This is a genomic window from Rhizobium aureum, from assembly GCF_030182495.1.
Classification (GTDB): domain Bacteria; phylum Pseudomonadota; class Alphaproteobacteria; order Rhizobiales; family Rhizobiaceae; genus Rhizobium; species Rhizobium tropici_C.
Genome location: NZ_JAQJCI010000014.1, coordinates 25,194 through 47,902, shown reverse-complemented (window position 1 = coordinate 47,902; position 22,709 = coordinate 25,194). Strand labels below are relative to the sequence as shown.

Here is a 22,709-nt window from a genome sequence, read left to right as displayed (position 1 = left end):
AAAACGACGGAATATGTTGACGGCTGCGTTTCACGGGGGAGGGAGTGCGTGGCGCAAAAGATAAAGCTTTCTACGATTGCGGAAACGCTCGGTATTTCAACGGCAACTGTATCCCTGGCCTTACGCGATAGCCCATTGGTCGCGGTCAATACCCGCGAGAAGATCAAGGATCAGGCCCGCGCGCTGGGCTATATCTACAATCGCCGTGCGGCAAGTCTCAGGACATCGCGGTCCGGCATTATCGGCGTCGTCGTCCACGACATCATGAATCCCTTTTACGGGGAAATCCTGAAGGCGATCGAAAGCGAGCTCGACCGCAGCCGCCATACCTTCATTCTTTCCAATCATTATGATTCGGTCGAGAAGCAGCGGACCTTCATCGAGACGCTGTTGCAGCTCGGTGGCGACGGCGTCATCATGTCGCCGGCGATCGGAACGCCGCCGGAAGATTTCGAGCTGGCGGAAGAAAACGGCATGCCGGCCATTCTGGTGGCACGACAGATCGAAGCGCTGGATCTGCCGACCTTTCGCGGCGATGACAGCTATGGCATTTCGCTTGCGACCAACCATCTGATCAGCCTTGGCCACCGCTCTATCGCGATGATCGGCGGTACCGACCAGACCTCGACGGGACGCGACCGTTACCAGGGCTATGTCAATGCCCTGCGCAAGGCTGCCATCGAGGTCGATCCCAATCTGCGTATTCCCGGCGCGCGCTCCAAACAGGGTGGTTTCGAGGCTGCCGTGCATTTCCTGTCGCTGCCGCAGAAGCCGACGGCCGCCGTCTGCTGGAACGATCTGGTCGCTATCGGACTCATGAACGGCATTTCGCGCGCCGGCCTTGTGCCGGGACGGGATATTTCGGTTACCGGCTATGACGATCTGGAAGAAGCGGCGATTGCGACGCCGGCGCTGACGACCGTCTGGAACGGTCAGGCCGAGGTCGGAAGACTTGCAGCGCGGGCGCTTTTGGATAGGCTGGCAGGAAGCCATGAGCCGGATGGTATCCATCTTATCAAGCCGGAAATGCGCATCCGCCAATCCACGGCGCCCTACAAAGCTCGTTAGCAGCGGTTCGGCGCCGAACAGTCTCTCAAGAGGAAAGATCCATGTCCGACAGCCGCATCGCCATCCTCGTTCCGGGGAAGATACACCCGCGTGTCCTCGAAAGGCTCGGGAAACGGTTCGATATCGTTTCGGTCGAACGGGATGGCGGTCCGAAGGTCGATGCGGAGACCGCGGCCCGCATCCGCGGTGTGGCTGTCGCAGGCGGGTTCGATGCGGCCTGGATCGATGCCTTTCCGAATGTCGAGGTCATCGCCAATTTCGGCGTCGGCTATGACGGGATCGACGTCAAGCACGCCGCCTCGAAGGGGATCGTCGTGACCAATACGCCTGATGTCCTGAACGACGAGGTCGCCGATACCGCGATCGCCCTGCTCCTGAACACGCTGCGGCAGTTTCCGAAGGCGGAGACCTGGCTGCGCGAAGGGCATTGGGCAAAGGAAGGGGCCTTTCCGCTCTCGCCTTTTTCCATGAGAGGGCGCCGCGTCGGCATTTACGGGCTTGGTCGCATCGGTCTGGAGATCGCAAGAAGGTTGGAGCCGTTCAAGGTGAAGATCGGCTATCACACCCGCACGCCGCGCGACTCCCTGCCTTACGATTACTACCCGACCCTGCAAGAGATGGCGCAATCGGTGGATACGCTGATCTCCATCGTGCCGAAGACGCCGGAGACCCACAAGGTCATCAATGCCGAAATCCTGTCGGGGCTCGGGCCGCGGGGGGTGTTCATCAATATCGGCCGCGGCTGGTCCGTCGATGACGACGCGCTAATAACAGCCCTCGGCAACGGCACGCTGGGCGCTGCCGGCCTCGATGTCTTCTATGACGAACCGAATGTCCCGGCCGGATATCTCTCGCTGCCGAACGTTTCGCTGCTGCCGCATGTGGCATCCGCCTCGGTGCCGACGCGCGATGCCATGGCCGATCTGGTCTCCGACAATATCATCGAATGGTTCGCCAAGGGTGAGCCTGTGACGCCGGTGCCGGAAACCCCCGTCAAGCCACGAGGCTGATCATACGGCTTTTTGCTGATACGGAGCGACCGGAGGCCGCTCCTTGCCAGCCGCATAATCGCGCACTGCATCGCCGAAGGCGGTGAAGAGCTTCAGCGACGGCGAATCCGTTTCGGCCCAATATTCCGGGTGCCACTGTACGCCGACGGCAAAGGCCTTGGCGCCGATGACGGAAACGGCCTCGATCGTGCCGTCCTCGGCCAGCGCTTCCACCTGCAGTCTCGGCGCCGTATCGGCGATCGCCTGACGATGCAGCGAGTTGACGCGCACTTCACCCGGCCCGACGACGCGGGCGATGCAGGAGCCTTCCTTGACGAAGACGCTCTGGCGGATCGCATACATCGTGTCGCGATCGACATTCGGCGGCTTACGGTGATCCCAGATGCCCGGCTGATCCTGGATTTCGCTTGCCAGCGTACCGCCAAGCGCGACATTCAGCTCCTGAATGCCGCGGCAGATGGCGAGCATCGGAATGGCGCGATCGATGGCGCGGCGGATGAGCGGCAGCGAAGTCGCGTCGCGCGCCGGATCGAAAGGACCGTCGCTTTCAAGCGCTTCCATTCCGTAGAGGGATGGGTGCACATTGGTAGCCGAACCGGAAACGAGCAGCCCATCCACCCGGTCGAGAATGGCGTCCGCATCATTGCCCTCCTCGAGCGCAGGTACGATCAGCGCCATTAATCCCGCAGCCTTCACGGCGGCATGAACATATTGCAGCTGCACCGCGTGCCAGCGCGTGCCGTCGAATTCGCGAATGTCGGCGGGGATGGCGATGATCGGTCTGGACATTCGAGGCTCCGGAAACGGCGAAACGGTTGTATGGTGGGACCTCTGGATGATCATGATGTCAATCCAAAGGCATGTTATCCACGTCACGAATCTACGCGAAGACGGCGCAGGCGGCAACGTGCGGCGGTTTCCATAAGGCTTTGTTTCCCTTCGTCATGCGGATGTACAGGAATCGCCATAATGCGGTGCAAGAGAGCTAACTTGAAAGACTGGGTGCGGCGTGGTTAGTTCCATCGCTTGCGCCATGATGGGGAACGCGCCGTTTCCCAGCAATGCCGTCCGTATGGGAGAATTCGATGGATCGCCGTTCCTTCATCAGGCGGGCAGGAGCCGTTGGCGCAGGCGCTGCAGCCTCCACGCTTGCGAGCCCGGCTTTGGCCCAGGAATATCCGAAGGTCACCTGGAGGATGACTTCCTCTTTCCCCAAGAGCCTGGACACGATCTATGGCGGCGCGGAGGATATTGCCGCGCATGTTTCCGACGCGACCAACGGCAATTTCGTCATTCAGACCTATGAGGCTGGTGAGATCGTTCCTGGTGCACAAGCGGCCGATGCGGTGAGCGCCGGCGCGGTCGATGCCGCGCATACCTGCTCCTATTATTTCTGGCAAAAAGATCCGACCTATGCCATCGGCACGGCGCTGCCCTTCGGCCTCAACGCCCGGCTGACCAATGCCTGGTTCTATCAGGGCAACGGCAACAAGCTGATGAACGAGTTTTACGCAACGCAGGGCATATTGGGCCTGCCTGCGGGAAATACCGGTGCGCAGATGGGCGGCTGGTTTCGTAAGGAAATCAATACGCTCGACGACCTCAAGGGTCTGAAGATGCGCATTGCCGGATTGGCCGGCAAGGTGATCGAAAAGATCGGCGTGGTGCCGCAACAGGATATCGCGGTCAACGGGGTCTACGACGCGCTGAGCAAAGGCATCGTCGATGCGGCCGAATGGGTTGGCCCTTACGACGACCTGAAGCTCGGGCTGCAGCAGATCGCCAAATACTACTACTATCCCGGATGGTGGGAAGGCGGTTCCGTGGTGCACGCTTTCTTCAATCTGGAGAAATGGAATGCCTTGCCGAAAAATTACCAGGCAATCCTCACGGATGCCTGTGCCTTCGCCAATACCAACATGCTGGCGAAATACGATGTGAAGAACCCCCAGGCGCTGAAAGATATCGTGCAGCAGGGCGTGACGCTGCGTCCGTTCAGCCAGGAGATCATGGAGGCGTGCTTCCAGGCCGCCGGCGCGCTCTATGCGGATCTTTCCAAATCCAACGCTTATTTCAAGCGCATCTACGAGGATCAGGTTTCCTATAAAAAAGATGCGTATCTTTGGATGCAGCTTTCGGAGTATACTTTCGATACTTTTATGATGATCCAGCAGCGAGCGGGCAAGTTGTGATCGTATTCTGTAAGTCTTTAGTAATATCTTGTTTTATTTATTAGCGACTTAAATATTATTTTCGAGGTAGGGTGAGCCGGGAATCATTGCACTAATACGATGCGGACCGCAGCCTAACTTCGATGTAAGTTACCGACACGATTGATAAATCTGTCCAGTTGGGTGTTATTGAGCAATCAAATTTTAAAACGTTTTCACTAGGGTGTCCGCCGCATCAGGGGAAGTCTGAATGAAGCCTCCAAGCCCGGACACCGTGCCGACGGATGTTTATCTGTCGTTCGTCAGTTCGCTTTTCGGAAACCGTAAAACGCTGTTTACGGGCGTGTTCGTTCATATCCTCACCTATGTCATCGTTTTCCTGAGCACGCGCGCAAATATCTATCTCACGCTTTGCCTGGCTTTCGGTGCCGTATTTGCCTTGCGAATGTATTCGTTCCGGCAATTCGATGCGGCGGACAAGCATAGTTTCACGCGGGCCGATATCGCCAAATGGGAAACGCGTTATGTGATCGGTGCCGCCGCAACCGCATCCATCCTCGGCATCGGCAGCGGTTATGCCATCCTGATCGTGCAGGATCCGCTGGCGGAATTCATCTGCATCGCCGTAACGATGGCGTCGATGGTGTCGATCGTCGGCCGCAACTACGGATCCCAGAAGGCGATCGACCTGCAGACGCTCGCCTGCTGCCTGCCGATCATCATCGCCTGCCTGATGTCGCAGCAGCTCTACAAGGCGATCGTCTCCATCATGCTCGTCCCCTTCGGGTTGACGACGCGGGCGATGGCGAACGGCGTGCGCGAATTTCTCTACAAGAACGTCATCGCCTCGCGCGAGATATCCCTGATCGCCGACCGGTTCGATACCGCGCTCAACAATATGACGCACGGGCTCTTCATGCTGGATGCCCAGAACCGCATCCTCGTCGTCAACCGCAAGGCTTGCGAACTCCTGAATTTCGCGCATCCAGAGCAGCTCAAGGACTGCGAGTTCGACGTCGTTCTCCGTTACGGCGCGCGCAACGCCTTCATCGACGGCTCCTTGCCCGGACTCATCCACCGGCAAATGGGGCAGCTGGTCAGCGGTACGCTTTCCCGCACGCTTATCCAGTTCAACGAGGATCAATTTCTGGAATTCTCGGCCAGCCGTCGCGCCGACGGCATCGTCATCCTGATCTTCGAAGACGTCACCGTGCGCATCCGGGCTGAGCGCAAGATCCTGCATATGGTCCGCTATGACCCTCTGACGGGCCTGCCGAACCGCGAATATTTCATCGAGCTGGTCAAGGAAAAGCTTGCAGCGCGCATGCGGGACGGCCGGATCGGAATCCTGGTTCTCGATGTCGACGACTTCAAGCATGTCAACGATACAAAGGGGCATCTGGCCGGTGATCGGCTTCTTGTTGCCATAGCCGAGCGCCTGAAGGAGCTCGCGGGCACTGCGGCGCTTTCGGCACGGCTGGTGGGCGATCAATTCGTCCTGTTCTTCCCGAACGAGGACAATGCGCCGGAGATCGATGGCCATATTCGCGCGCTGCACGCGGCAATGACAGGCATCTACGATGTCGACGGCAACAGCTTCCGCATTTCCTTCAGCGGCGGATATGTGACCATGCCGAGCAGGGAGTTCCGCTCGGAGGAATGGCAGGTCAAGGTCGATCTGGCGCTGTTCGACGCCAAGTCGCGCTTGAAAGGCGGATGCAGCGCCTTCGAAGAGGAGATGGATGCGCGCTATGTCGAGCGCCAGAAACTGAAGGAAGACCTGCGCGAAGCTGTCGAGGCGGGCAGGCTGCATGCCGTCTATCAGCCGATGTTTACGCCGGACGGCTCCCGCATCGTTTGCTGCGAGGCGCTGGCGCGCTGGATTCATCCGGAAAAGGGTTCGATCCCGCCCAATATCTTCGTGCAGATCGCCGAGGAAATGGGCATCGTTGCCGGCATCACCCGCTTCATGATCAACCAGGCCTGCCGGGACTGCGTTTCCTGGCCGGCGCCGCTTGCGGTCTCGGTCAACCTGTCAGCGCAGGATCTGCGCAACGACGATATCGTCACCGTCGTTATGGAGGCACTCGAGGCGTCGGGATTGGAGCCGTCGCGGTTGCATCTCGAGGTCACGGAAAGCTGCCTGATGGACGAGGTGGCAACCGTTCGCTCCATTCTTGCCGATCTGCGCGCCAAAGGCATCACGATCGCGATCGATGATTTCGGAACAGGCTTTTCCAGCCTCAGCTACCTGGATTCCCTGCCGGTGGACGTCGTCAAGATCGACCGGTCCTTCGTTCGCGACATCACGACGGACAGCCGCCGCTTCAAGTTATTGTGCGGCATCGTCGATCTTTCCCGTGCGCTCAGCCTCCATATCGTCATCGAAGGCGTCGAGACGCTCGAACAGCTGGCACTCATCGTTGAGAAGAACCTGGCCGATATCATCCAGGGTTATGTGTTTTCCGCACCCGTGACCCGGGAACAGGTGGCTGTGATGGTGGCCGGCCTCAATCGTCGGCTGCCGGGTGCGCGTGAGGATCATGTCGCCTGATACAAGGAGCGGACGCGTATTATTGCGCAGACGCTAAAATAATCCGGGAACCGGCGATCGTATCACGCCACCATAATGATCCGGGCCAATCGATCATCCTGCCGCAGGCTGCTTGTGTAAATTGTAAGTCGAAGATCCGCGCTTGTTTTGTGCGGATCAGATAGCTGGGCAGATCCGCTTATTTATCATGTCATAACAACGATAACTTGGTTGCAGCGCGCGGCCGAGCCTATACCGGTATTCGTTAAAAAAATTAACCTTAATGGAATTAATAGTTAATAAAAATTAAATCAAATATTGATCAAACCACGAGTTTTTACCAATTATGTTCCGTTAACCATCATGGAACATTCATTATGACTCATGTGAGTGCTTGGAAAGACAGCTTTGCCGGCAAGCTGATGGAGGTGCTCGATCACGTAGAATATCGCCGGATCGAAAGCAGCGAAGACATGGAGGGTGTCGCGCGGCTACGCTACAAGGCCTACAAGGCGCGCGACGTCTTGCCTGTGGCGGCCAAGAACTTGATCGACGACATCGACTTCGACGATCACGCCTATATTTTCGGGGTCTATTATGACGAGGAGCTGGTGAGCACGGTGCGGATACACCATGTCACGCCGGATCATCGCGTATGTCAATCGACCGGTATCTTCCCCGAGGAAATTCACGCCTTCCTCGATGCCGGCATGACGTTGATCGACCCCGCACGCTTTGCCGTCGATCCCGATTTCGAGCTGGAGCTGCCGGGGCTGCCCTATCTGACGCTTCGGCCCGCGATCGTCGGCGCCGTCTATTTCAACACGGATCGCGTGATGCAGCACATCCGCCCGGCACATGCGGCCTTCTACAAGCGCGTCTTCTATGCCGATACGATCGTGCCGCCGCGGATGACCAAGACCTATGGCTTCGAGTTGACGCTGCTGGCGTCGCGCTCGAAGGAAATTCGGGGCAAGCTGATGCAACGGTATCCGTTCTTTGACTCGGAGCCCTATGAAAGACGCATGATGTTTTCCCGCAACGAGGATAACGGTTCGCCTCCGTTGACCATTCTGCCGACGGCACGGCTGGCAAATGGCGGTCGCCGCGAAATTCGCGGGCAATTCGGCTAGCATGGGGTGATTTTGGGTCGAATGGCCCGGATGCGATTCCGCGCCGGAATCAAGCAGCTGGAGCATGATGTCGTCCGAAATCGACTTTTCGGTATCTTGCTCCAGACTGCGCGCCCGTGCGACCTTCTCGTGCATTGCATTTTTCCTCGCTTTGTGTAACCCCTCGATAGAGGAAATTCGGCTGCGGCATCTGCCATGCCTCAGCCTTTGAGGATTAGCTCCAGCCGCCGGCCTGCATGGCCGGTCGGGGAGTGAATTGAGGGGAGACTTCTGAATGGCCGAACATCATACCGGACCGGTCGAAACTGGCGCCGCCATGGACTACAAGGAACATGAGAAAACCTATAAAGGTTTCCTGTTCGTGGCCAGGCTGGGATCGGTGATCGTCGCTGCTTTGCTGATTGCTATGGCGGCCGGTTTTTTCGGTCATGCCGGCTTGCTTGGCGGCTTTATCATTTTCCTCGTTCTTTCGTTCCTTGGTTTCCTATTGTCGCGTTGACCGACGCAGGGCCGTCCGGCCCGCGGCTTTGCTGAAAATTATGACCTGATTTCGCAGGTGTTGCCCTGCTGCATCGAGCAGGGCTGCGGTTCGATGTGGGGTGGTGCTGTTGAGCAATCTGGTTTTCGTGGCCAAGGAAAGCGTGACGGAAGAGACGCGCGTTGCGGCTTCCGTCGAGACGGTGAAGAAGATGAGGGGGTTCGGCTTCGATGTCGTGATCGAAGCCGGTGCGGGGGTATCATCGCGCATTCCGGACGCGGAATACGAAGCCGCCGGCGCACGAATCGGCTCCGTCAAGGATGCGAAGGCGGCGGATGTCATCCTCAAGGTCAGACGCCCGACGACCAAGGAAATCGCCGGCTACAAGAACGGCGCGATCGTTATCGCCATCATGGATCCCTATGGCAACGAGGCCGCTCTTGCCGAGATGGCGCGCGCGGGCCTGACCAGCTTTGCCATGGAGCTGATGCCGCGTATCACCCGCGCGCAGTCGATGGATGTGCTGTCGTCGCAGGCCAATCTCGCTGGATATCAGGCCGTGATCGAGGCTGCTGCCGTCTATGACCGGGCACTGCCGATGATGATGACAGCGGCGGGAACGGTGCCGGCGGCAAAGGTATTCGTCATGGGTGCCGGCGTTGCCGGCCTGCAGGCGATCGCCACGGCCCGGCGCCTGGGTGCGCTGGTATCGGCGACGGACGTACGGCCGGCGGCCAAGGAGCAGGTGGCCTCGCTCGGTGCGAAATTTATCGCCGTCGAGGACGAAGAGTTCAAGGCGGCGGAGACCGCCGGCGGCTATGCCAAGGAAATGTCCAGGGAATATCAGGCCAAGCAGGCGGTGCTCGTCGCCGATCACATCGCCAAGCAGGATATCATCATCACGACGGCGCTGATCCCCGGCCGTCCTGCACCGCGGCTCGTCGGCCGCGACATGCTGAAGGCGATGCGCCCGGGCGCGGTTGCCGTGGACCTCGCGGTCGAGCGCGGCGGCAATATCGAGGGCGCCGAATACGGCAAGGTCGCCGAAGTCGAAGGCGTTCGCGTGATCGGCTATCCCAATATGGCGGGCCGGATCGCGGCCAGCGCCTCGGCCCTCTATGCCAAGAATCTCGTCACCTTCCTGGAAACGATGGTCGACAAGGATAGCAAGAGCCTCGGCCTCAACCGCCTCGACGAACTGATCAAGGCGACGATGCTGACTGACGGCGGCGAGGTTGTGAACCCGAATTTCGTCGATCCCGACCAGCCGACGGTCAACAAGGGAGATCTCTGAGATGGCCAGCCAAGCAATGGATCAGGCACTGCAGCAGCTGAACGACGCCGTTGCCGCCGTCACCGCAGCCGCCGCACAAGCGCCAGAGGTCGCCAGCGCTGCAACGGGCGGAGCGGTCGATCCCTTCGTTTTCCAGCTTGCGATCTTCGTGCTGGCAATCTTCGTCGGCTATTACGTCGTCTGGTCGGTGACGCCGGCTCTGCACACGCCGTTGATGGCGGTGACGAATGCCATTTCCTCGGTCATCGTGGTCGGTGCCTTGTTGGCCGTCGGCATCTCGGTGAGCGGTATCGCCACCGGCTTCGGCTTCGTGGCGCTGGTGCTTGTCTCGGTCAATATCGTCGGCGGCTTCCTTGTCACCCAGCGCATGCTGGCGATGTACAAGAAGAAGGACAAGTGAGGGCGGCATGCTGAGCAATATCGCCGCTTTCCTCTATCTCGTTTCCGGTGTCCTGTTCATCCTGGCGCTGCGCGGGCTCTCCCATCCGGCCACCAGCCGGCGCGGCAATCTCTACGGCATGATCGGCATGGGCATTGCCATCGCAACCACGCTGGTGCTGGCGACGCCGTCCTTCGGCGGCCTGGTGCTGATCATTCTCGGCCTTGCCATCGGCGGCGGGGCGGGCGCCTATATCGCCCGCGTCATTCCGATGACGTCGATGCCGCAGCTCGTTGCAGGTTTCCATTCGCTGGTCGGTCTGGCAGCCGTCCTCGTGGCCGCTTCGGCGCTCTATACGCCATCTTCCTTCGGTATCGGCGAGATCGGCCGCATCCACACGGAAGCGCGCATCGAAATGGCGATCGGTGTCGCGATCGGCGCGCTGACTTTCACCGGCTCGATCATCGCCTTCCTGAAGCTTGACGGGCGCATGTCCGGCAAGCCGATCCTGCTGCCGAACCGGCATGTCATCAATGCTGCCCTGCTTGTGCTGATCGTGTTCTTCATTATCAGCCTTGCGGCAAGCGAGAGCCATTTCGCTTTCTGGGCCGTTGTGCTGTTGTCGCTGGCGCTCGGCGTGCTGCTGATCGTGCCGATCGGCGGCGCCGACATGCCCGTCGTCGTGTCGATGCTGAATTCCTATTCCGGCTGGGCAGCCGCCGGTATCGGCTTCACGCTCGGCAATCTGGCGCTTATCATCACCGGCGCGCTTGTCGGATCTTCGGGTGCGATCCTGTCCTACATCATGTGCAAGGGCATGAACCGCTCCTTCATCTCCGTCATTCTCGGCGGTTTCGGTGGCGAAACGGCATCGGGCGGTGCCGATAATTCCGACAAGACCGTCAAGCTTGGTTCGGCGGAAGATGCCGCCTATCTGATGGCGAACGCCTCCAAGGTCATCATCGTTCCGGGTTACGGCATGGCTGTGGCGCAGGCCCAGCACGCGCTGCGTGAGATGGCGGACAGGCTGAAGGCCCATGGCGTCGAGGTGAAATATGCCATCCATCCCGTCGCCGGCCGCATGCCCGGTCATATGAACGTGCTGCTGGCGGAAGCCAATGTGCCCTATGACGAGGTCTTCGAACTCGAGGACATCAATTCGGAATTTGCCCAGGCCGATGTCGCCTATGTCATCGGCGCGAACGACGTCACCAATCCGGCAGCGCGCGACGACAAGACCTCGTCGATCTACGGCATGCCGATCCTCGATGTCGACAAGGCCAAGACCTGCCTCTTCGTCAAGCGTTCGCTCGGCTCCGGCTATGCAGGCATCGACAACACGCTGTTCTACAAGGACGGCACGATGATGCTCTTGGGCGACGCCAAGAAGGTCACGGAGGAGATCGTCAAGGCGATGAACGAGTAGGCTTTGGAAAACGGCATACGGGAAAGACTGATGATCGCGGGAGGTGCTTCAGCTCCGCTCGCGTTCCATCGTGCTGCGCAGGGCGGTCAATCTCCAGACGAGGCCGGTTGGGCGAAAATCGATCTCGACGCTGCCGCTGAAGGATGCAGCGGCGTGCGTTTTCGTCACCGTGGTGCCGAAGCCGGTGTCCTTTGGCGGCTTGACCGGAGGGCCATCCCTTTCCGTCCACACGAAGCGGATCATCGGCCCGTTTTCGCCGGCCTCCGTCGTCCATTCGATGGTGATCTTGCCTTCGGGAGCCGAAAGCGCCCCGTATTTCACTGAATTGGTCGCGAGCTCATGCAGGACGAGGCCGAGATTCTGCACGGCCTCGGGCTTCAGCAGGAAATCGTTGCCGAGAACATCGAGCTGCTGCGGCCCCTGCAGGAAGGTCGCAAGATGAATGTCGATCACGCGGCGCAGCGAAACGCCGGACCATTGTTCGCTGGTCAGGACCTCGATCGAACGCGCCAATCCTTCCAGCCGGTCGGCGACGGCGCGCTGGAAGCTGTCGACGCTGTCCGTCTGCCGTGCGAGCTGCCTTGTCATCGCCTGAGCGAGCGCCAGCAGATTCTTGGTACGGTGGACGAGTTCGTGCATGACGAAATGCAGCCGGTCTTCCGTGACGCTGCGATCGAAGGATGCGTTGGAAAGCGCTATGGCCACCTGGTTCGCCTCGATGACACTGGTGTCGATCGGCGATACGATCTCGCCACGGCCCATGCGGTCGGCCATGTCGGCAATGCTCTGAATGGTGATGCGCACCTGCCGCGCCAGGGCATAGACAGCAATCAAGGCGATCAACAGCAGCGTGACGCCGCCGTAGATCAGAAAGCGCCAGGTGCTCATCAGCGACGCCTGCGCCGATGCGATCGGTCCCCAGACGACCGCCTTCCAGGACCAGCCGGAAATTTGCGCATAGCCGAGCACTGCGTTCGGCAGGACCTTCTCATCCTGATAAACACCGCTGGATGCGATCAGCTTCGGCAGGATGTTCTTATTGAATGCGTCGCCCGGGGCGAGGGTCGTCGGGCCACCGGCGGCAACGACATGTCCGGATTTGTCCAGAACGGCGGCAGACCAGCCGGGTGGCAGGGCTTCCGTGGTCACGAGCTTGGCGAGTTCGTCCGCATCCTGGGTTACCGCGAGGGCAGCTCCGGCCGGGGAGTGCTCGAGAGGCAGGGTGACGTTGTAGACCCAGCGGCGGGCGTTCGTGCCGATGAAGACATCGGACGCCTCGATTCGTCCGGAGTTCAGTGCCGATTGCAGCGCGGCTATATTGCCGGTCTTGCCGAGCGGCTTGCCGAGTGGCCAGCGCGTATTCAACCTCAGCTGGCCATCCTTTTCCATGAGCAGGACGAAGAGGGAATCTGTGCGCAGGACCGTTTCCGTGCGGGCAAAGAAAGTGGCGATATCGTTGCGCTCGAGTTCAGGCGAAGAGGACAGCAGCCGCAACGTCGTCGCCATGTCCTGCAGCTGGCGGTCGATGACTCGCGCCAAAGCCTGAGCGTCCTGAACCGTATCGCCTTTCAGCGCATCGCGTTCATTGTTTTCCAGCTGGACGAGAAGGAGAGCGACGAAGGCCAGAATAGGCAAGGCAATCGCCAAGGCTATGGCGATCAGATAGGCTCCAATCGACGCTTTCGGGAAATGCGATTTCCTCATGAGGCGATCAACCGATCGTGCCTCCACGACGGTCCAAAGCGCCGGCAAACGCGAAAAGAATGGTTTTGGTCATCATGCCCAGCGCCCCCATGCCCTGTCCCGAGCTACATGCTCTCGAAGCGTCCATGTTAGGGCTCGGTAAATTGCCTTGCAACATATGAAAAGTCATTGCTTCGAAATCATAAACGATCTCGGGTATTTACGACTGCGGCAATGCATCCCCTGAGTTGCGGTGCCCCTGCCTTTTACGAGGGTCAGGCAAAGCGCGAGAGGCGGAAAGAGGCAAGCTGATCGTCGTTCTTGCCGTCGACGATTGCCTCGGCCGCAAGCAGGCCGACCAGCGGCGCCAGCGTGACACCCGAATGCAGCACAGCGACATAGAGGCCGGGCGCGTCATCGACGCCTCCCAGAATGGGTAGGCCATCCTTTGGGGTCGGGCGATGACCGACGGTGTGGAAATCGAGCTGCAGCGCCTCTCCGCCCTTCAAGGTTGCCTTGGCCTTGGCGAAGAGCTCGCGGGCGGCCGCCTGTGGATCATCGCCGGGATCGGTGCCGCCGAAGTCGCCGCCGGCAATGATCCGCCCTTCAGCCGTCTGGCGCAAATGCAGTTCCGGCGCCATCACCAGGCCATTCAGCAGCTTTTGTGCGGGCTGGGAATGAACGATAAGCCCTGGCGGCGTTTCCAGCGGCACTTGGATATCGACAGATGCCGCAAGCGGTGCGGTGCCCGCACCGGCGGCAAGAACGACATGGTCGGCGCGCATCTCGCCTTCGCTCGTCTCAATACCGGTGATTCGCCCGCCTTGCATCAGCAGACGTTCGACTTCGACGCCGGACAAAAAGATCGCGCCGCGGCGTGTGGCATCTTGCAAGAGCTGCTCTGCCGCGGCAACGGGTTCGACGGCGCCCTCTTCGGCGACATGCAGCGCATAGTCCGGCGGATTGGCGAGATTGGGTTCGATCATCGCGCTGGTAGCTCGATCGACCGGCTGTATGCCGTAGCCCCAACCGTGATGCCGGGCTGCATAGGCGTCCAGCTCCGCCTCCGGGAGATCCCAGCACAGGCCGCCGCACCAGGATAGCGGCAGGCCGGGAAGCTCGGCGGCAAGCCTCGACCATTCGCGCATCGAGCGGTGGCGGAAATGGAAGTAGAATTCCGGATTGCCCCAGCTCGCATTGATCCAGGCGAAGGAATTCGGTGTCGCCACGCCGCCGGCCCGCTCCGCGATCACCGTGACGGACGCACCCTTGCGGCTCAGATGCCAGGCGATGGACGCGCCGATGATGCCGGCGCCGATAACGATGATCTTCTGGGGGGAGGGCATGTCTCTGTCTCGTTCGGATGGGAATGGACCGAGACTAGGCGTTCGCCGAGGCAAAGAAAAGCCGCCGGGCAAAGGATCGCCGGCGGCTTGGATGTCCTATCGCGATGCAACCTTCGTATCAGGCGCCGGCGCCGACACGCGCCAGGCCGTCCCTGGCCGGCTGGTAGTTCGGATCGAGATTGACCGCGTGCTGATAGGAGCGGCGCGCTTTCGCCTTGTCGCCCCGGCGCTCATAGACGAAGGCCTGGTTTGCCCAGGATTCGGCAACCTTGTTGTTGAGCTCGATGGCGTGGTTGAAATCGGCGAAGGCGTTGTCGTCGTCGTTCTGCGCGAGATAGGAGATGCCGCGACTGTTGTATGGCTCCGGCGAGTTCGGAGACAATGAGATCGCCTTCGAGAAATCGTCGATCGCCTTGTCCTGCTGATTGCGCTTCTGAAAGATCACGCCGCGGCCGTTATAGGCGCGACCGTCGGTGGTGCCGAGGCTGATTGCCTTCGAATAGTCATTGAAGGCGTCGTTATCGCGGCCGGCCTGGCGGTAGAGGTTACCACGGCCGATATAGGCGACGTCGTAGTTCGAATTGATCTGCAGCGCTGCGTTATAGTCCGCGATGGCTTCCGGCAGCTTGCCCATGTTGCGATAGATGAGCGCGCGGTTGGCGTAGGCCTGATAGAACTTCGGATTGAGCTGGATCGCCTGATTGAAGTCGCCGAGGGCGCGGTTGAAATCGCCGCCGCGGCCATAGGCCGTGCCCCGAACGTTATAGCCCTCAGGATCCTGCGGGTTGGCATTGATGACCGACGTCAGCGACGCGATATTTTCCGAGGAGCCTTGCGCCTTGTCGATCTGAATCACGTTATCGGTGGAGGCGGTTTGGCAGCCGGAAAGGCTGATTGCGGCAAGTATCGCCAAAGCAGGCAGCACCGCGGCGCGCTTCGAAACGGGTAAGGAGAGGTTCGAAGTGCGGAACTTTACGGAAGTCGTCATTGCCATTATCGGGTCGCTTTCCCCATGCGTCATATCAGGCTGTTCTGATTTAATCCGATTTGCCCAGAGAATAAATCAAAAAGGCGGCGGCGAACGACTCGCCCCCGCCACACATGCATCTGAAAACGTCGAAAAACGGCGATTACTTGGCAACCAGGCCTTCGCGCTGAGCGCGCTTGCGAGCAAGCTTGCGAACGCGACGAACAGCTTCAGCCTTCTCGCGAGCACGCTTCTGCGACGGCTTTTCATAGTAGTCGCGCATCTTCATTTCGCGGAAAATACCTTCGCGCTGCATCTTCTTCTTGAGAGCGCGGAGAGCCTGGTCGACATTGTTATCGCGGACAAGTACCTGCACGAGAATCACGTTCCTTTGGTTTGGTTGATGCCAGCGGCGACTGCAGCGCCAGGAGGCAAAAATATAACGTTCGCGCAGCCGCAGCCTTGCGATTGGTAGGCGAGATAGCAGATCGGTTTGTCAAAGTCTAGCCAGATCGTGAGTTTGCAGAGGAAAAAGCGGTTTGTCGAGTACCGAATTCAGCCAGAAATGCCTGTGGCACTTCGCGGAAGCTGTTGAATAAGCGATCGGCGATCCCCCGGTCTTTGCGACATTGACATGCTTGTGTGAGTATCTCGGATCACGCTCCATTTAGGCCATCGCCGGATGTCAGAGAGAATCGCCTTATGAAATCGCGTCGCTTTGTTGCCGTTGGAAGATTGCTTGCAGCGCCAGCGCTTGTCCTCGTCGTTCTCGCTGCGGCGCTTGCGCCTGCCGCGGCCGGCGAGGTGCGGCTCGGCAAGAATGTCCGCGTCGGCGGCCACGACTTTTCCAATCAGACCTTCGACAGTAAGCACCGTGCGAGGATCTATCTTTACAATGGGAAGCCGCAGAGGGAGGGATGCGCCTGGCGTAAGGACGGTCATGGCGGGCGGGTGAAGGTCTGCCATCTGCAGCGCAAATAAAGTTGCTAAGAGGTCGTAAGCGCGGCAGCCGGGAACGCGGCAATTTTAACCGTGTCGAAAGACGGTCCCTAATGCGTCGCAAAAGAGCCGTTGTGTCGGTTTTCGATTTGCGATTTGTATGACCCACAAGAAGGGCGTCTTGCCTGAAGGAGTTGAGGGCGAATGCGTAAATACTCGGTTTTTGCCGTGGCACGGGAAGCGATGCGGGCTCACAAGGGTTGGGAGGCTCAGTGGACCTCGCCGGAGCCGCGCAAGGAGTATGACGTCATCATCGTCGGCGCCGGCGGTCATGGCCTTGGCGCCGCCTACTATCTCGCCAAGGAGCACGGCATCACCAATGTCGCGGTCATCGAGAAGGGCTGGCTCGGCGGCGGCAATACCGGCCGCAACACGACCATCATCCGCTCGAACTATCTCTATGAAGAGAGCATGCACATCTACGAGCATTCGATGAAGCTCTGGGAGGGGTTGTCTCAGGATCTCAATTATAATGTCATGTATTCGCCGCGCGGCGTGATGATGCTGTCGCACAATGTGCACGACCAGCAGTCCTTCAAGCGGCATATCCACGCCAACCGTCTCTATGGCATCGACAATGAATGGCTGACGCCGGAACAGGCCAAGGCTTACTGTCCGCCACTCGATATTTCGAAGACGGCGCGCTATCCGATCAACGGCGCCGCTCTGCAGCGCCGTGGCGGCACGGCGCGTCACGATGCCGTTGCCTGGGGCTTTGCCCGCGCCGCTTCCGATCGCGGCGTGCACATCATCCAGAATTGCGAAGTCACCGGCATTCGCCGTGGGCCGGATGGCCGCGTGACGGGCGTCGAAACGAGCAAGGGCTTTATCGGCGCCAAGAAGGTCGGCGTTTCGGCCGCCGGCCACACCACGGTCGTCATGCAGATGGCCGGGGTGCGGGTGCCGCTGCAATCGAGCCCGCTGCAGGCGCTGGTCTCCGAGCCGCTGAAGCCGATCTTCCCCTGCGTCGTCATGTCGAACACGGTGCATGCCTATATCTCGCAGTCCGACAAGGGCGAACTCGTCATCGGCGCTGGCACGGACCAGTACAACTCCTATAGCCAGACCGGCGGTTTGCAGATCATCACCCATACGCTGGATGCGATCTGCGAGCTGTTCCCGATGTTCCGCCGCGTGAAGATGATGCGTTCCTGGGGCGGCATCGTCGACAATACGCCCGACCGTTCGGCGATCCAGTCGAAGACGCCGGTGCCGGGTCTCTACGTCAATTGCGGCTGGGGCACGGGCGGCTTCAAGGCGACGCCGGGTTCGGCCAATCTCTTTGCCCATCTGATTGCCCGCGACGAGCCGCATAAGTTCAATGCCGGCCTGACGCTGGATCGCTTCCGCACCGGCCGCCTGATCGATGAGGCGGCCGCCGCCGCCGTAGCGCACTGATGCCGGCGGCGGTCGGGATCGTTCTTGCGGCGGGGCTTTCCTTGCCGGCCGGAACGATCGCGGCCGAAGTCAGCGATCTTATTCCGGGGGCCGGGGATTTTCGCATGCAGGTGATTCACAAGGCGAAGGATGAGGCCGAATGGCCCTTCGTGGCCGAAAGCGGCGTGCTTGCCTGCGCCAGGGTGCTGAACAAGCCGGCCGTTTACTTCGTGCCGGAGCAGAAGCCCGAGACAAAGCGCGCTTTCGCGCTCGATACGGATCTGCTTGGCATGAGCCTGGTCAATCTGGGGATGACCGACGTGCTGAAACCCTATGGATCGCTGGAAGCGCTGCTGAAGCGCATAACACCTTTCGTCATCATGGGACGGCGGCTTTGCGCCCAGCCTCCCGGCACAAGCCTTACGGGCTCCGAGCTTTAACACAGGTAGAAAACGATGCTGCTGATTTACTGCCCCTATTGCGAGGAAGAGCGTTCGGAACTCGAATTCCGCAACGCCGGCGATGCGCATATCGTGCGGCCGGCCAATATTGCCGGAATCTCGGATGAGGAGTTCGAGGAATATTTCTTCCTGCGCGACAATCCGAAGGGCCTGATCTTCGAGCGCTGGCGGCATATCCATGGCTGCGGCCGCTTCTTCAATGCCGCGCGTGACACGGTAAGCGATCATTTCTATCGCACGTATAAGGCCGGCGAGCCGAAGCCGGATGCCGCGACGCTGCTGCCAGGCGCGTCCGAACCGGTTGCGCAGCATAAGAACGAACAAGAACAGACGGCACAAGCAGAGGGATTTGTTGAATGAGCGGCGCCAATCGTATCGCGGGCAAGGGACGTCTGACGCCGGCCAGAACCGCTCGCTTCACTTTTGACGGCAAGAGCTATACCGCGCTCGAAGGCGACACCGTCGCCTCGGCGCTGCTTGCCAACGGCGTCCATCTTGTCGGCCGGTCCTTCAAATATCACCGTCCGCGCGGCATTCTTTCGGCCGGAGCCGAAGAGCCGAACGCGCTGCTCGATATCTCGCGCGATGCGGCGCGGCGTCAGCCGAACGTACGCGCCAGCGTGCAGGAAGTATTCGACGGCATGAAGGCACAGTCGCAGAACCGCTGGCCCTCGCTCGCTTTCGATGTCGGCGGCGTCAACAATCTGATGTCACCCTTCTTTGCCGCCGGCTTCTACTACAAGACCTTCATGTGGCCGAAGGCGGCCTGGAAGCATCTCTACGAACCCTTCATCCGCCGTGCAGCCGGCCTCGGCGTCGCGCCGACGGAAGAAGATCCGGATCATTATGCCAGCCGCTATGCGCATTGCGATGTGCTTGTCGTCGGTGCCGGTATTGCCGGCCTTTCCGCAGCACTCGCCGCCGCCGAAACCGGCGCCAAAGTCATCCTCTGTGACGAGCAGCCTGATGTCGGCGGCGCGCTCCGCTTCGATACCGGCATCAAGATCGACGGCGTCGAGGGCTATGACTGGGCGCAGGCTACCGTCGCCAAGCTCAAGGCGATGCCGAATGTCCAGGTCCTGACGCGGACGACTGCCTTCGGCTACTACAACCATAATTTCTTCGGTCTTGCCGAACGGGTGACCGACCATCTTGCAAGGCCAGGCCGCGACCTGCCGCGCGAACGCCTGTGGCAAGTGCGCGCCAAGCGCGCCATCCTGGCGACCGGCGCCATCGAACGCCACATGGTATTCCCGAACAACGACCGGCCGGGCATCATGCTGGCGTCTGCCGCGCGTGCCTATCTCAACCACTATGGCGTCGCCGTCGGCGCGAAGATCGGCGTCTATACGGCGCATGATTCGGCCTATGAAGCCGCCTTCGATCTCAAGCGCGCAGGCGTTTCCGTCGTTGCGATCGTTGACAGCCGCGCGCGGCCCGGCGAGGCAGTTCTGGCCGAGGCAAAGCGGCTGGGCATCGAGGTGATGACCGACTATGCCGTCATCGACACGGCCGGCAAACTGCGCGTTTCCTCGATGACGGTCGCGCGCAACGGCAGCTCCGCTACCCGCAAGATCGCCATCGACGCCCTGCTGGTTTCGGCGGGCTGGACGCCTTCCGTTCATCTCTTCTCGCAATCGCGCGGCAAGCTGAAATTCGATACCGAGAAGCAGCGCTTCCTGCCGGGTACCTATGTTCAGGATTGCCTTTCTGTCGGCGCCTGCAACGGCACGGACGGGCTGCAGGCCGCGATCGAGGAATCTCTTGCCGCCGGTGAGCTGATGGCGCGCGCCACGGGCAGCACCAATGGCGGTGAAAAGATCCAGCTCCACGCCGAGCAGGCCTTCGAATGGACCGGCGGCATGATCGGCGCGGCCGAAGGCGCCGGGCCGGACACGAATGCAAAGGCTTTCGTCGATTTCCAGCACGACGTCTGCGCCAAGGATATTCGTCTCGCCGTGCGCGAGGGCATGCATTCCATCGAGCACATCAAGCGCTTCACCACCAATGGCATGGCCTCCGACCAGGGCAAGCTTTCCAACATGCACGGGCTGGCGATCGCCGCCGAAATGCTCGGCAAGGATATTCCGCAGGTCGGTCTTACCACCTTCCGCGCGCCCTATACGCCCGTCACCTACGGCACGCTGATCAGCCATTCGCGCGGGGCTCTCTTCGATCCCGCCCGCAAGACGCCGATGCATGCCTGGGAAGAGGCGCATGGCGCCATCTTCGAAGATGTCGGCAACTGGAAGCGCGCCTGGTTCTATCCGCGCGCCGGCGAGACCATGCATCAGGCCGTCAACCGCGAATGCCGCACGGCGCGCGAAGTGGCCGGCGTGTTCGATGCCTCGACGCTCGGTAAGATCGAAGTGGTTGGGCCGGATGCGGCGGAATTCCTGAACCTGATCTACACCAATGCCTGGGACACGCTGAAGCCCGGCCGCTGCCGCTACGGCATCATGACCCGCGAGGATGGTTTCGTTTATGACGATGGCGTCGTCGGACGTCTGGCCGAGGATCGCTTCCATGTGACCACCACGACCGGCGGTGCGCCGCGCGTGCTGCATCACATGGAAGACTATCTGCAGACAGAGTTTCCTCATCTGAAGGTGTGGCTGACGTCCACCACAGAGCAATGGGCCGTCATTGCAGTGCAGGGTCCGAAGGCGCGCGAGATCATCGAGCCGCTCGTCGAGGGCCAGGATCTGTCCAACGAGGCCTTCCCGCATATGAGCGTGGCCGAGTGCAAGGTCTGCGGCGTACCGGCGCGGCTGTTCCGTGTCTCCTTCACCGGTGAAACCGGCTACGAAATCAACGTGCCTGCCGATTATGGCCAGTCCGTCTGGGAAGCCGTCTGGGCTCGCGCCGAGCCGATGGGCGCCTGCGCCTACGGCACCGAAACCATGCACGTGCTGCGCGCCGAAAAGGGCTACATCATCGTCGGCCAGGATACCGATGGTACGGTGACGCCTGACGATGCCGGCCTTGCCTGGGCTGTTTCCAAGAAGAAGACCGATTTCGTCGGCATTCGCGGCCTGAAGCGGCCGGATCTCGTCAAGGAAGGGCGCAAGCAGCTCGTCGGTCTCGTCACCCGCGATCCGAAGGTGGTGCTGGAGGAGGGCGCACAGATCGTTGCAGATCCGAATGAGCCGAAACCGATGACTATGCTCGGCCATGTCACTTCTTCCTACTGGTCCGAGAATCTCGGCCGCTCCATCGCCTTCGCGCTGGTGGCGGGCGGGCGCGAGCGCATGGGCAAGACGCTCTATGTGCCGATGCCTGACAAGACCATATCAGTCGAGGTGACGGATCTGGTGTTCTTTGATAAGGAAGGAGGCCGGATCAATGGCTGATCTCGCTACCCGCAAACTGCCGCTCACCGGCCGCCACGGCGGCTCCTCCACCGTTCGGTTGACGCCTGCCGCTCCCGCAAGCCGCATTTCGCTGCGCGCACCGGCCGATTCCGTCGGTGGTCTTTCGCAGGCGCTCGGCCTTCAGCTGCCGACCCGGCCGAAGACTTCGGTCAGCGGCAATGGCCGTCATGCGCTGTGGCTCGGCCCGGACGAATGGCTCGTTATCGATGAAAATGGTGCCGAGTTGGTCGGGGTGGCTGGATCGGCTGGCGTGCTGCATTCGGCGACCGATGTCTCACATCGCAATACAGCCATCGTCGTGTCCGGCCCCGGCGCGGAAGCGACGCTTGCCGCCGGCTGCCCGCAGGATGTCTCGTTGAGCGCATTCCCCGTCGGCGCCTGCTCGCGCACGCTGCTCGGCAAGGCGGAAGTCGTAATCCTGCGGCTCGATGATGAGACATTCCGCGTCGAAGTCTGGCGCTCCTTCTCCGACTACGCCTTCGGTCTTCTGGCCGAGGGTGCGGCGGATGCGGGTCTTTAACCCTCTTCCGGACGATCCTTCGGATCGAACTGCGATATGGTCGTCCATGTCGCAGTCAGTGCCGGCTTGCGTTCGTTTTCGATCTCGACCGTCACGTCATAGGTCAGCATCAGCATATTGGCGCCGCGCAGCCGGGTTTCGGCGAGCGTGAAACGGCCACGCACCTGCGCGCCGCATTTGACCGGCGACATGAAACGGATCTTCTCGAAGCCGTAGTTGATGCCCAGGGTTTGTTCGCGGATTTTCGGCAGGGCGCTGTAGTTCATCGCCGAGAGAAGCGAGAGTGTCAGGAAGCCGTGGGCAATGGTGCCGCCATAGGGCGTTTCCGCCCTGGCACGTTCGGGATCGACGTGGATGAACTGGTGGTCGAGCGTCGCATCGGCAAAGGTGTCGATCATCGTCTGGTCCACGATGATCCAGTCGGAAACGCCGATCTCCGTTCCCGCAAGTTTCATGATCTCTACAAGCGAGATATCGCCGGGCATTCCAT

At 60.5% G+C, this 22,709-nt stretch carries 21 protein-coding genes; 15 read left to right on the top strand and 6 right to left on the bottom strand.

The features are described 5' to 3' along the window. Window positions 1–48: 48 nt before the first annotated feature. Entirely contained in the window at window positions 49–1,068 is a 1,020-nt protein-coding gene (locus PH552_RS25045) for a LacI family DNA-binding transcriptional regulator (RefSeq protein ID WP_112335169.1), read from the top strand. Between the two features lie 41 nt (window positions 1,069–1,109). Continuing rightward, complete coding sequence (locus PH552_RS25040) at window positions 1,110–2,078, top strand: 2-hydroxyacid dehydrogenase (RefSeq protein WP_183764811.1); 969 nt, start codon at window positions 1,110–1,112, stop codon at window positions 2,076–2,078. Here PH552_RS25040 and PH552_RS25035 read toward each other — a convergent pair whose 3' ends face one another. Beyond that, window positions 2,079–2,867 (bottom strand): gamma-glutamyl-gamma-aminobutyrate hydrolase family protein, encoded by a 789-nt coding sequence (locus PH552_RS25035; RefSeq protein ID WP_183764814.1) that lies wholly within the window; start codon window positions 2,865–2,867, stop codon window positions 2,079–2,081. Window positions 2,868–3,163: 296 nt separating this feature from the next. On the opposite strand from PH552_RS25035, the gene PH552_RS25030 reads away from it, so the two are divergent. The 7 genes from PH552_RS25030 to PH552_RS25000 all read left to right on the top strand — a co-directional run bounded on the left by PH552_RS25030 (window position 3,164) and on the right by PH552_RS25000 (window position 11,492). Next, entirely contained in the window at window positions 3,164–4,270 is a 1,107-nt protein-coding gene (locus PH552_RS25030; RefSeq protein WP_113250033.1) for a TRAP transporter substrate-binding protein, read from the top strand. Between the two features lie 229 nt (window positions 4,271–4,499). Further along, window positions 4,500–6,803, top strand: a complete 2,304-nt coding sequence (locus tag PH552_RS25025; protein ID WP_112343279.1) for a putative bifunctional diguanylate cyclase/phosphodiesterase — start codon at window positions 4,500–4,502, stop codon at window positions 6,801–6,803. 356 nt (window positions 6,804–7,159) lie between these two features. Further along, window positions 7,160–7,915 (top strand): N-acyl amino acid synthase FeeM domain-containing protein, encoded by a 756-nt coding sequence (locus PH552_RS25020; protein ID WP_112343280.1) that lies wholly within the window; start codon window positions 7,160–7,162, stop codon window positions 7,913–7,915. Window positions 7,916–8,189: 274 nt separating this feature from the next. Then, window positions 8,190–8,414, top strand: a complete 225-nt coding sequence (locus PH552_RS25015; protein WP_112343281.1) for an aa3-type cytochrome c oxidase subunit IV — start codon at window positions 8,190–8,192, stop codon at window positions 8,412–8,414. Window positions 8,415–8,523: 109 nt separating this feature from the next. Beyond that, window positions 8,524–9,687: a Re/Si-specific NAD(P)(+) transhydrogenase subunit alpha gene (locus PH552_RS25010; RefSeq protein ID WP_145644471.1), complete on the top strand. Its 1,164-nt coding sequence runs from the start codon at window positions 8,524–8,526 to the stop codon at window positions 9,685–9,687. Window position 9,688: 1 nt separating this feature from the next. Then, window positions 9,689–10,087 carry an NAD(P) transhydrogenase subunit alpha part 2 gene (locus PH552_RS25005; protein ID WP_112343282.1) on the top strand — a complete coding sequence of 133 codons (399 nt, stop codon included), beginning with the start codon at window positions 9,689–9,691 and terminating at the stop codon, window positions 10,085–10,087. Between the two features lie 10 nt (window positions 10,088–10,097). Continuing rightward, complete coding sequence (locus PH552_RS25000) at window positions 10,098–11,492, top strand: NAD(P)(+) transhydrogenase (Re/Si-specific) subunit beta (protein WP_112343420.1); 1,395 nt, start codon at window positions 10,098–10,100, stop codon at window positions 11,490–11,492. Between the two features lie 48 nt (window positions 11,493–11,540). Here the strand turns inward: PH552_RS25000 and PH552_RS24995 are convergent, their stop codons facing one another. From PH552_RS24995 to rpsU, 4 genes are all read right to left on the bottom strand, one after another. Beyond that, window positions 11,541–13,196: a sensor histidine kinase gene (locus PH552_RS24995; RefSeq protein WP_113250031.1), complete on the bottom strand. Its 1,656-nt coding sequence runs from the start codon at window positions 13,194–13,196 to the stop codon at window positions 11,541–11,543. A 254-nt stretch (window positions 13,197–13,450) separates the two neighbouring features. After that, on the bottom strand, window positions 13,451–14,521 hold the full coding sequence (locus tag PH552_RS24990; protein WP_112343284.1) for an NAD(P)/FAD-dependent oxidoreductase: 1,071 nt from the start codon (window positions 14,519–14,521) through the stop codon (window positions 13,451–13,453). Window positions 14,522–14,639: 118 nt separating this feature from the next. Continuing rightward, window positions 14,640–15,515 (bottom strand): tetratricopeptide repeat protein, encoded by an 876-nt coding sequence (locus PH552_RS24985; protein ID WP_112343285.1) that lies wholly within the window; start codon window positions 15,513–15,515, stop codon window positions 14,640–14,642. Between the two features lie 136 nt (window positions 15,516–15,651). Beyond that, window positions 15,652–15,864 carry a 30S ribosomal protein S21 gene (gene rpsU, locus PH552_RS24980; RefSeq protein ID WP_004117638.1) on the bottom strand — a complete coding sequence of 71 codons (213 nt, stop codon included), beginning with the start codon at window positions 15,862–15,864 and terminating at the stop codon, window positions 15,652–15,654. A 326-nt stretch (window positions 15,865–16,190) separates the two neighbouring features. Between rpsU and PH552_RS24975 the strand changes: the two genes are divergently transcribed. The 6 genes from PH552_RS24975 to PH552_RS24950 all read left to right on the top strand — a co-directional run bounded on the left by PH552_RS24975 (window position 16,191) and on the right by PH552_RS24950 (window position 22,219). Then, on the top strand, window positions 16,191–16,469 hold the full coding sequence (locus PH552_RS24975; protein ID WP_183764817.1) for a hypothetical protein: 279 nt from the start codon (window positions 16,191–16,193) through the stop codon (window positions 16,467–16,469). 162 nt (window positions 16,470–16,631) lie between these two features. Further along, on the top strand, window positions 16,632–17,885 hold the full coding sequence (locus tag PH552_RS24970) for a sarcosine oxidase subunit beta family protein (protein ID WP_112343287.1): 1,254 nt from the start codon (window positions 16,632–16,634) through the stop codon (window positions 17,883–17,885). Next, complete coding sequence (locus PH552_RS24965) at window positions 17,885–18,304, top strand: hypothetical protein (RefSeq protein WP_183764819.1); 420 nt, start codon at window positions 17,885–17,887, stop codon at window positions 18,302–18,304. Before PH552_RS24970 ends, PH552_RS24965 begins: the two co-directional genes overlap by 1 nt. A 15-nt stretch (window positions 18,305–18,319) precedes the next feature. Beyond that, window positions 18,320–18,685, top strand: coding sequence for a sarcosine oxidase subunit delta (locus PH552_RS24960; protein ID WP_112343289.1), 366 nt, complete (start codon window positions 18,320–18,322; stop codon window positions 18,683–18,685). Then, window positions 18,682–21,678 carry a sarcosine oxidase subunit alpha gene (locus PH552_RS24955; protein ID WP_183764822.1) on the top strand — a complete coding sequence of 999 codons (2,997 nt, stop codon included), beginning with the start codon at window positions 18,682–18,684 and terminating at the stop codon, window positions 21,676–21,678. The genes PH552_RS24960 and PH552_RS24955 overlap by 4 nt, the downstream gene beginning before the upstream one ends. Further along, window positions 21,671–22,219 carry a sarcosine oxidase subunit gamma gene (locus tag PH552_RS24950; RefSeq protein ID WP_183764827.1) on the top strand — a complete coding sequence of 183 codons (549 nt, stop codon included), beginning with the start codon at window positions 21,671–21,673 and terminating at the stop codon, window positions 22,217–22,219. The genes PH552_RS24955 and PH552_RS24950 overlap by 8 nt, the downstream gene beginning before the upstream one ends. On the opposite strand, the gene PH552_RS24945 is transcribed toward PH552_RS24950, so the two are convergent. Then, window positions 22,216–22,704, bottom strand: a complete 489-nt coding sequence (locus PH552_RS24945; RefSeq protein ID WP_112343292.1) for a MaoC family dehydratase — start codon at window positions 22,702–22,704, stop codon at window positions 22,216–22,218. The genes PH552_RS24950 and PH552_RS24945 overlap by 4 nt on opposite strands. Window positions 22,705–22,709: the final 5 nt, after the last annotated feature.

Excerpts from the sequence above, each read along its gene's own strand:
- PH552_RS25040 (WP_183764811.1), top strand. The coding sequence starts at position 1,110 with ATGTCCGACAGCCGCATCGCCATCCTCGTTCCGGGGAAGATACACCCG.
- PH552_RS25035 (WP_183764814.1), bottom strand. The coding sequence starts at position 2,867 with ATGTCCAGACCGATCATCGCCATCCCCGCCGACATTCGCGAATTCGAC.
- PH552_RS25030 (WP_113250033.1), top strand. The coding sequence starts at position 3,164 with ATGGATCGCCGTTCCTTCATCAGGCGGGCAGGAGCCGTTGGCGCAGGC.
- PH552_RS25025 (WP_112343279.1), top strand. The coding sequence starts at position 4,500 with ATGAAGCCTCCAAGCCCGGACACCGTGCCGACGGATGTTTATCTGTCG.
- PH552_RS25020 (WP_112343280.1), top strand. The coding sequence starts at position 7,160 with ATGACTCATGTGAGTGCTTGGAAAGACAGCTTTGCCGGCAAGCTGATG.
- PH552_RS25015 (WP_112343281.1), top strand. The coding sequence starts at position 8,190 with ATGGCCGAACATCATACCGGACCGGTCGAAACTGGCGCCGCCATGGAC.
- PH552_RS25005 (WP_112343282.1), top strand. The coding sequence starts at position 9,689 with ATGGCCAGCCAAGCAATGGATCAGGCACTGCAGCAGCTGAACGACGCC.
- PH552_RS24995 (WP_113250031.1), bottom strand. The coding sequence starts at position 13,196 with ATGAGGAAATCGCATTTCCCGAAAGCGTCGATTGGAGCCTATCTGATC.
- PH552_RS24990 (WP_112343284.1), bottom strand. The coding sequence starts at position 14,521 with ATGCCCTCCCCCCAGAAGATCATCGTTATCGGCGCCGGCATCATCGGC.
- PH552_RS24985 (WP_112343285.1), bottom strand. The coding sequence starts at position 15,515 with ATGGCAATGACGACTTCCGTAAAGTTCCGCACTTCGAACCTCTCCTTA.
- PH552_RS24975 (WP_183764817.1), top strand. The coding sequence starts at position 16,191 with ATGAAATCGCGTCGCTTTGTTGCCGTTGGAAGATTGCTTGCAGCGCCA.
- PH552_RS24970 (WP_112343287.1), top strand. The coding sequence starts at position 16,632 with ATGCGTAAATACTCGGTTTTTGCCGTGGCACGGGAAGCGATGCGGGCT.
- PH552_RS24965 (WP_183764819.1), top strand. The coding sequence starts at position 17,885 with ATGCCGGCGGCGGTCGGGATCGTTCTTGCGGCGGGGCTTTCCTTGCCG.
- PH552_RS24960 (WP_112343289.1), top strand. The coding sequence starts at position 18,320 with ATGCTGCTGATTTACTGCCCCTATTGCGAGGAAGAGCGTTCGGAACTC.
- PH552_RS24955 (WP_183764822.1), top strand. The coding sequence starts at position 18,682 with ATGAGCGGCGCCAATCGTATCGCGGGCAAGGGACGTCTGACGCCGGCC.
- PH552_RS24950 (WP_183764827.1), top strand. The coding sequence starts at position 21,671 with ATGGCTGATCTCGCTACCCGCAAACTGCCGCTCACCGGCCGCCACGGC.
- PH552_RS24945 (WP_112343292.1), bottom strand. The coding sequence starts at position 22,704 with ATGCCCGGCGATATCTCGCTTGTAGAGATCATGAAACTTGCGGGAACG.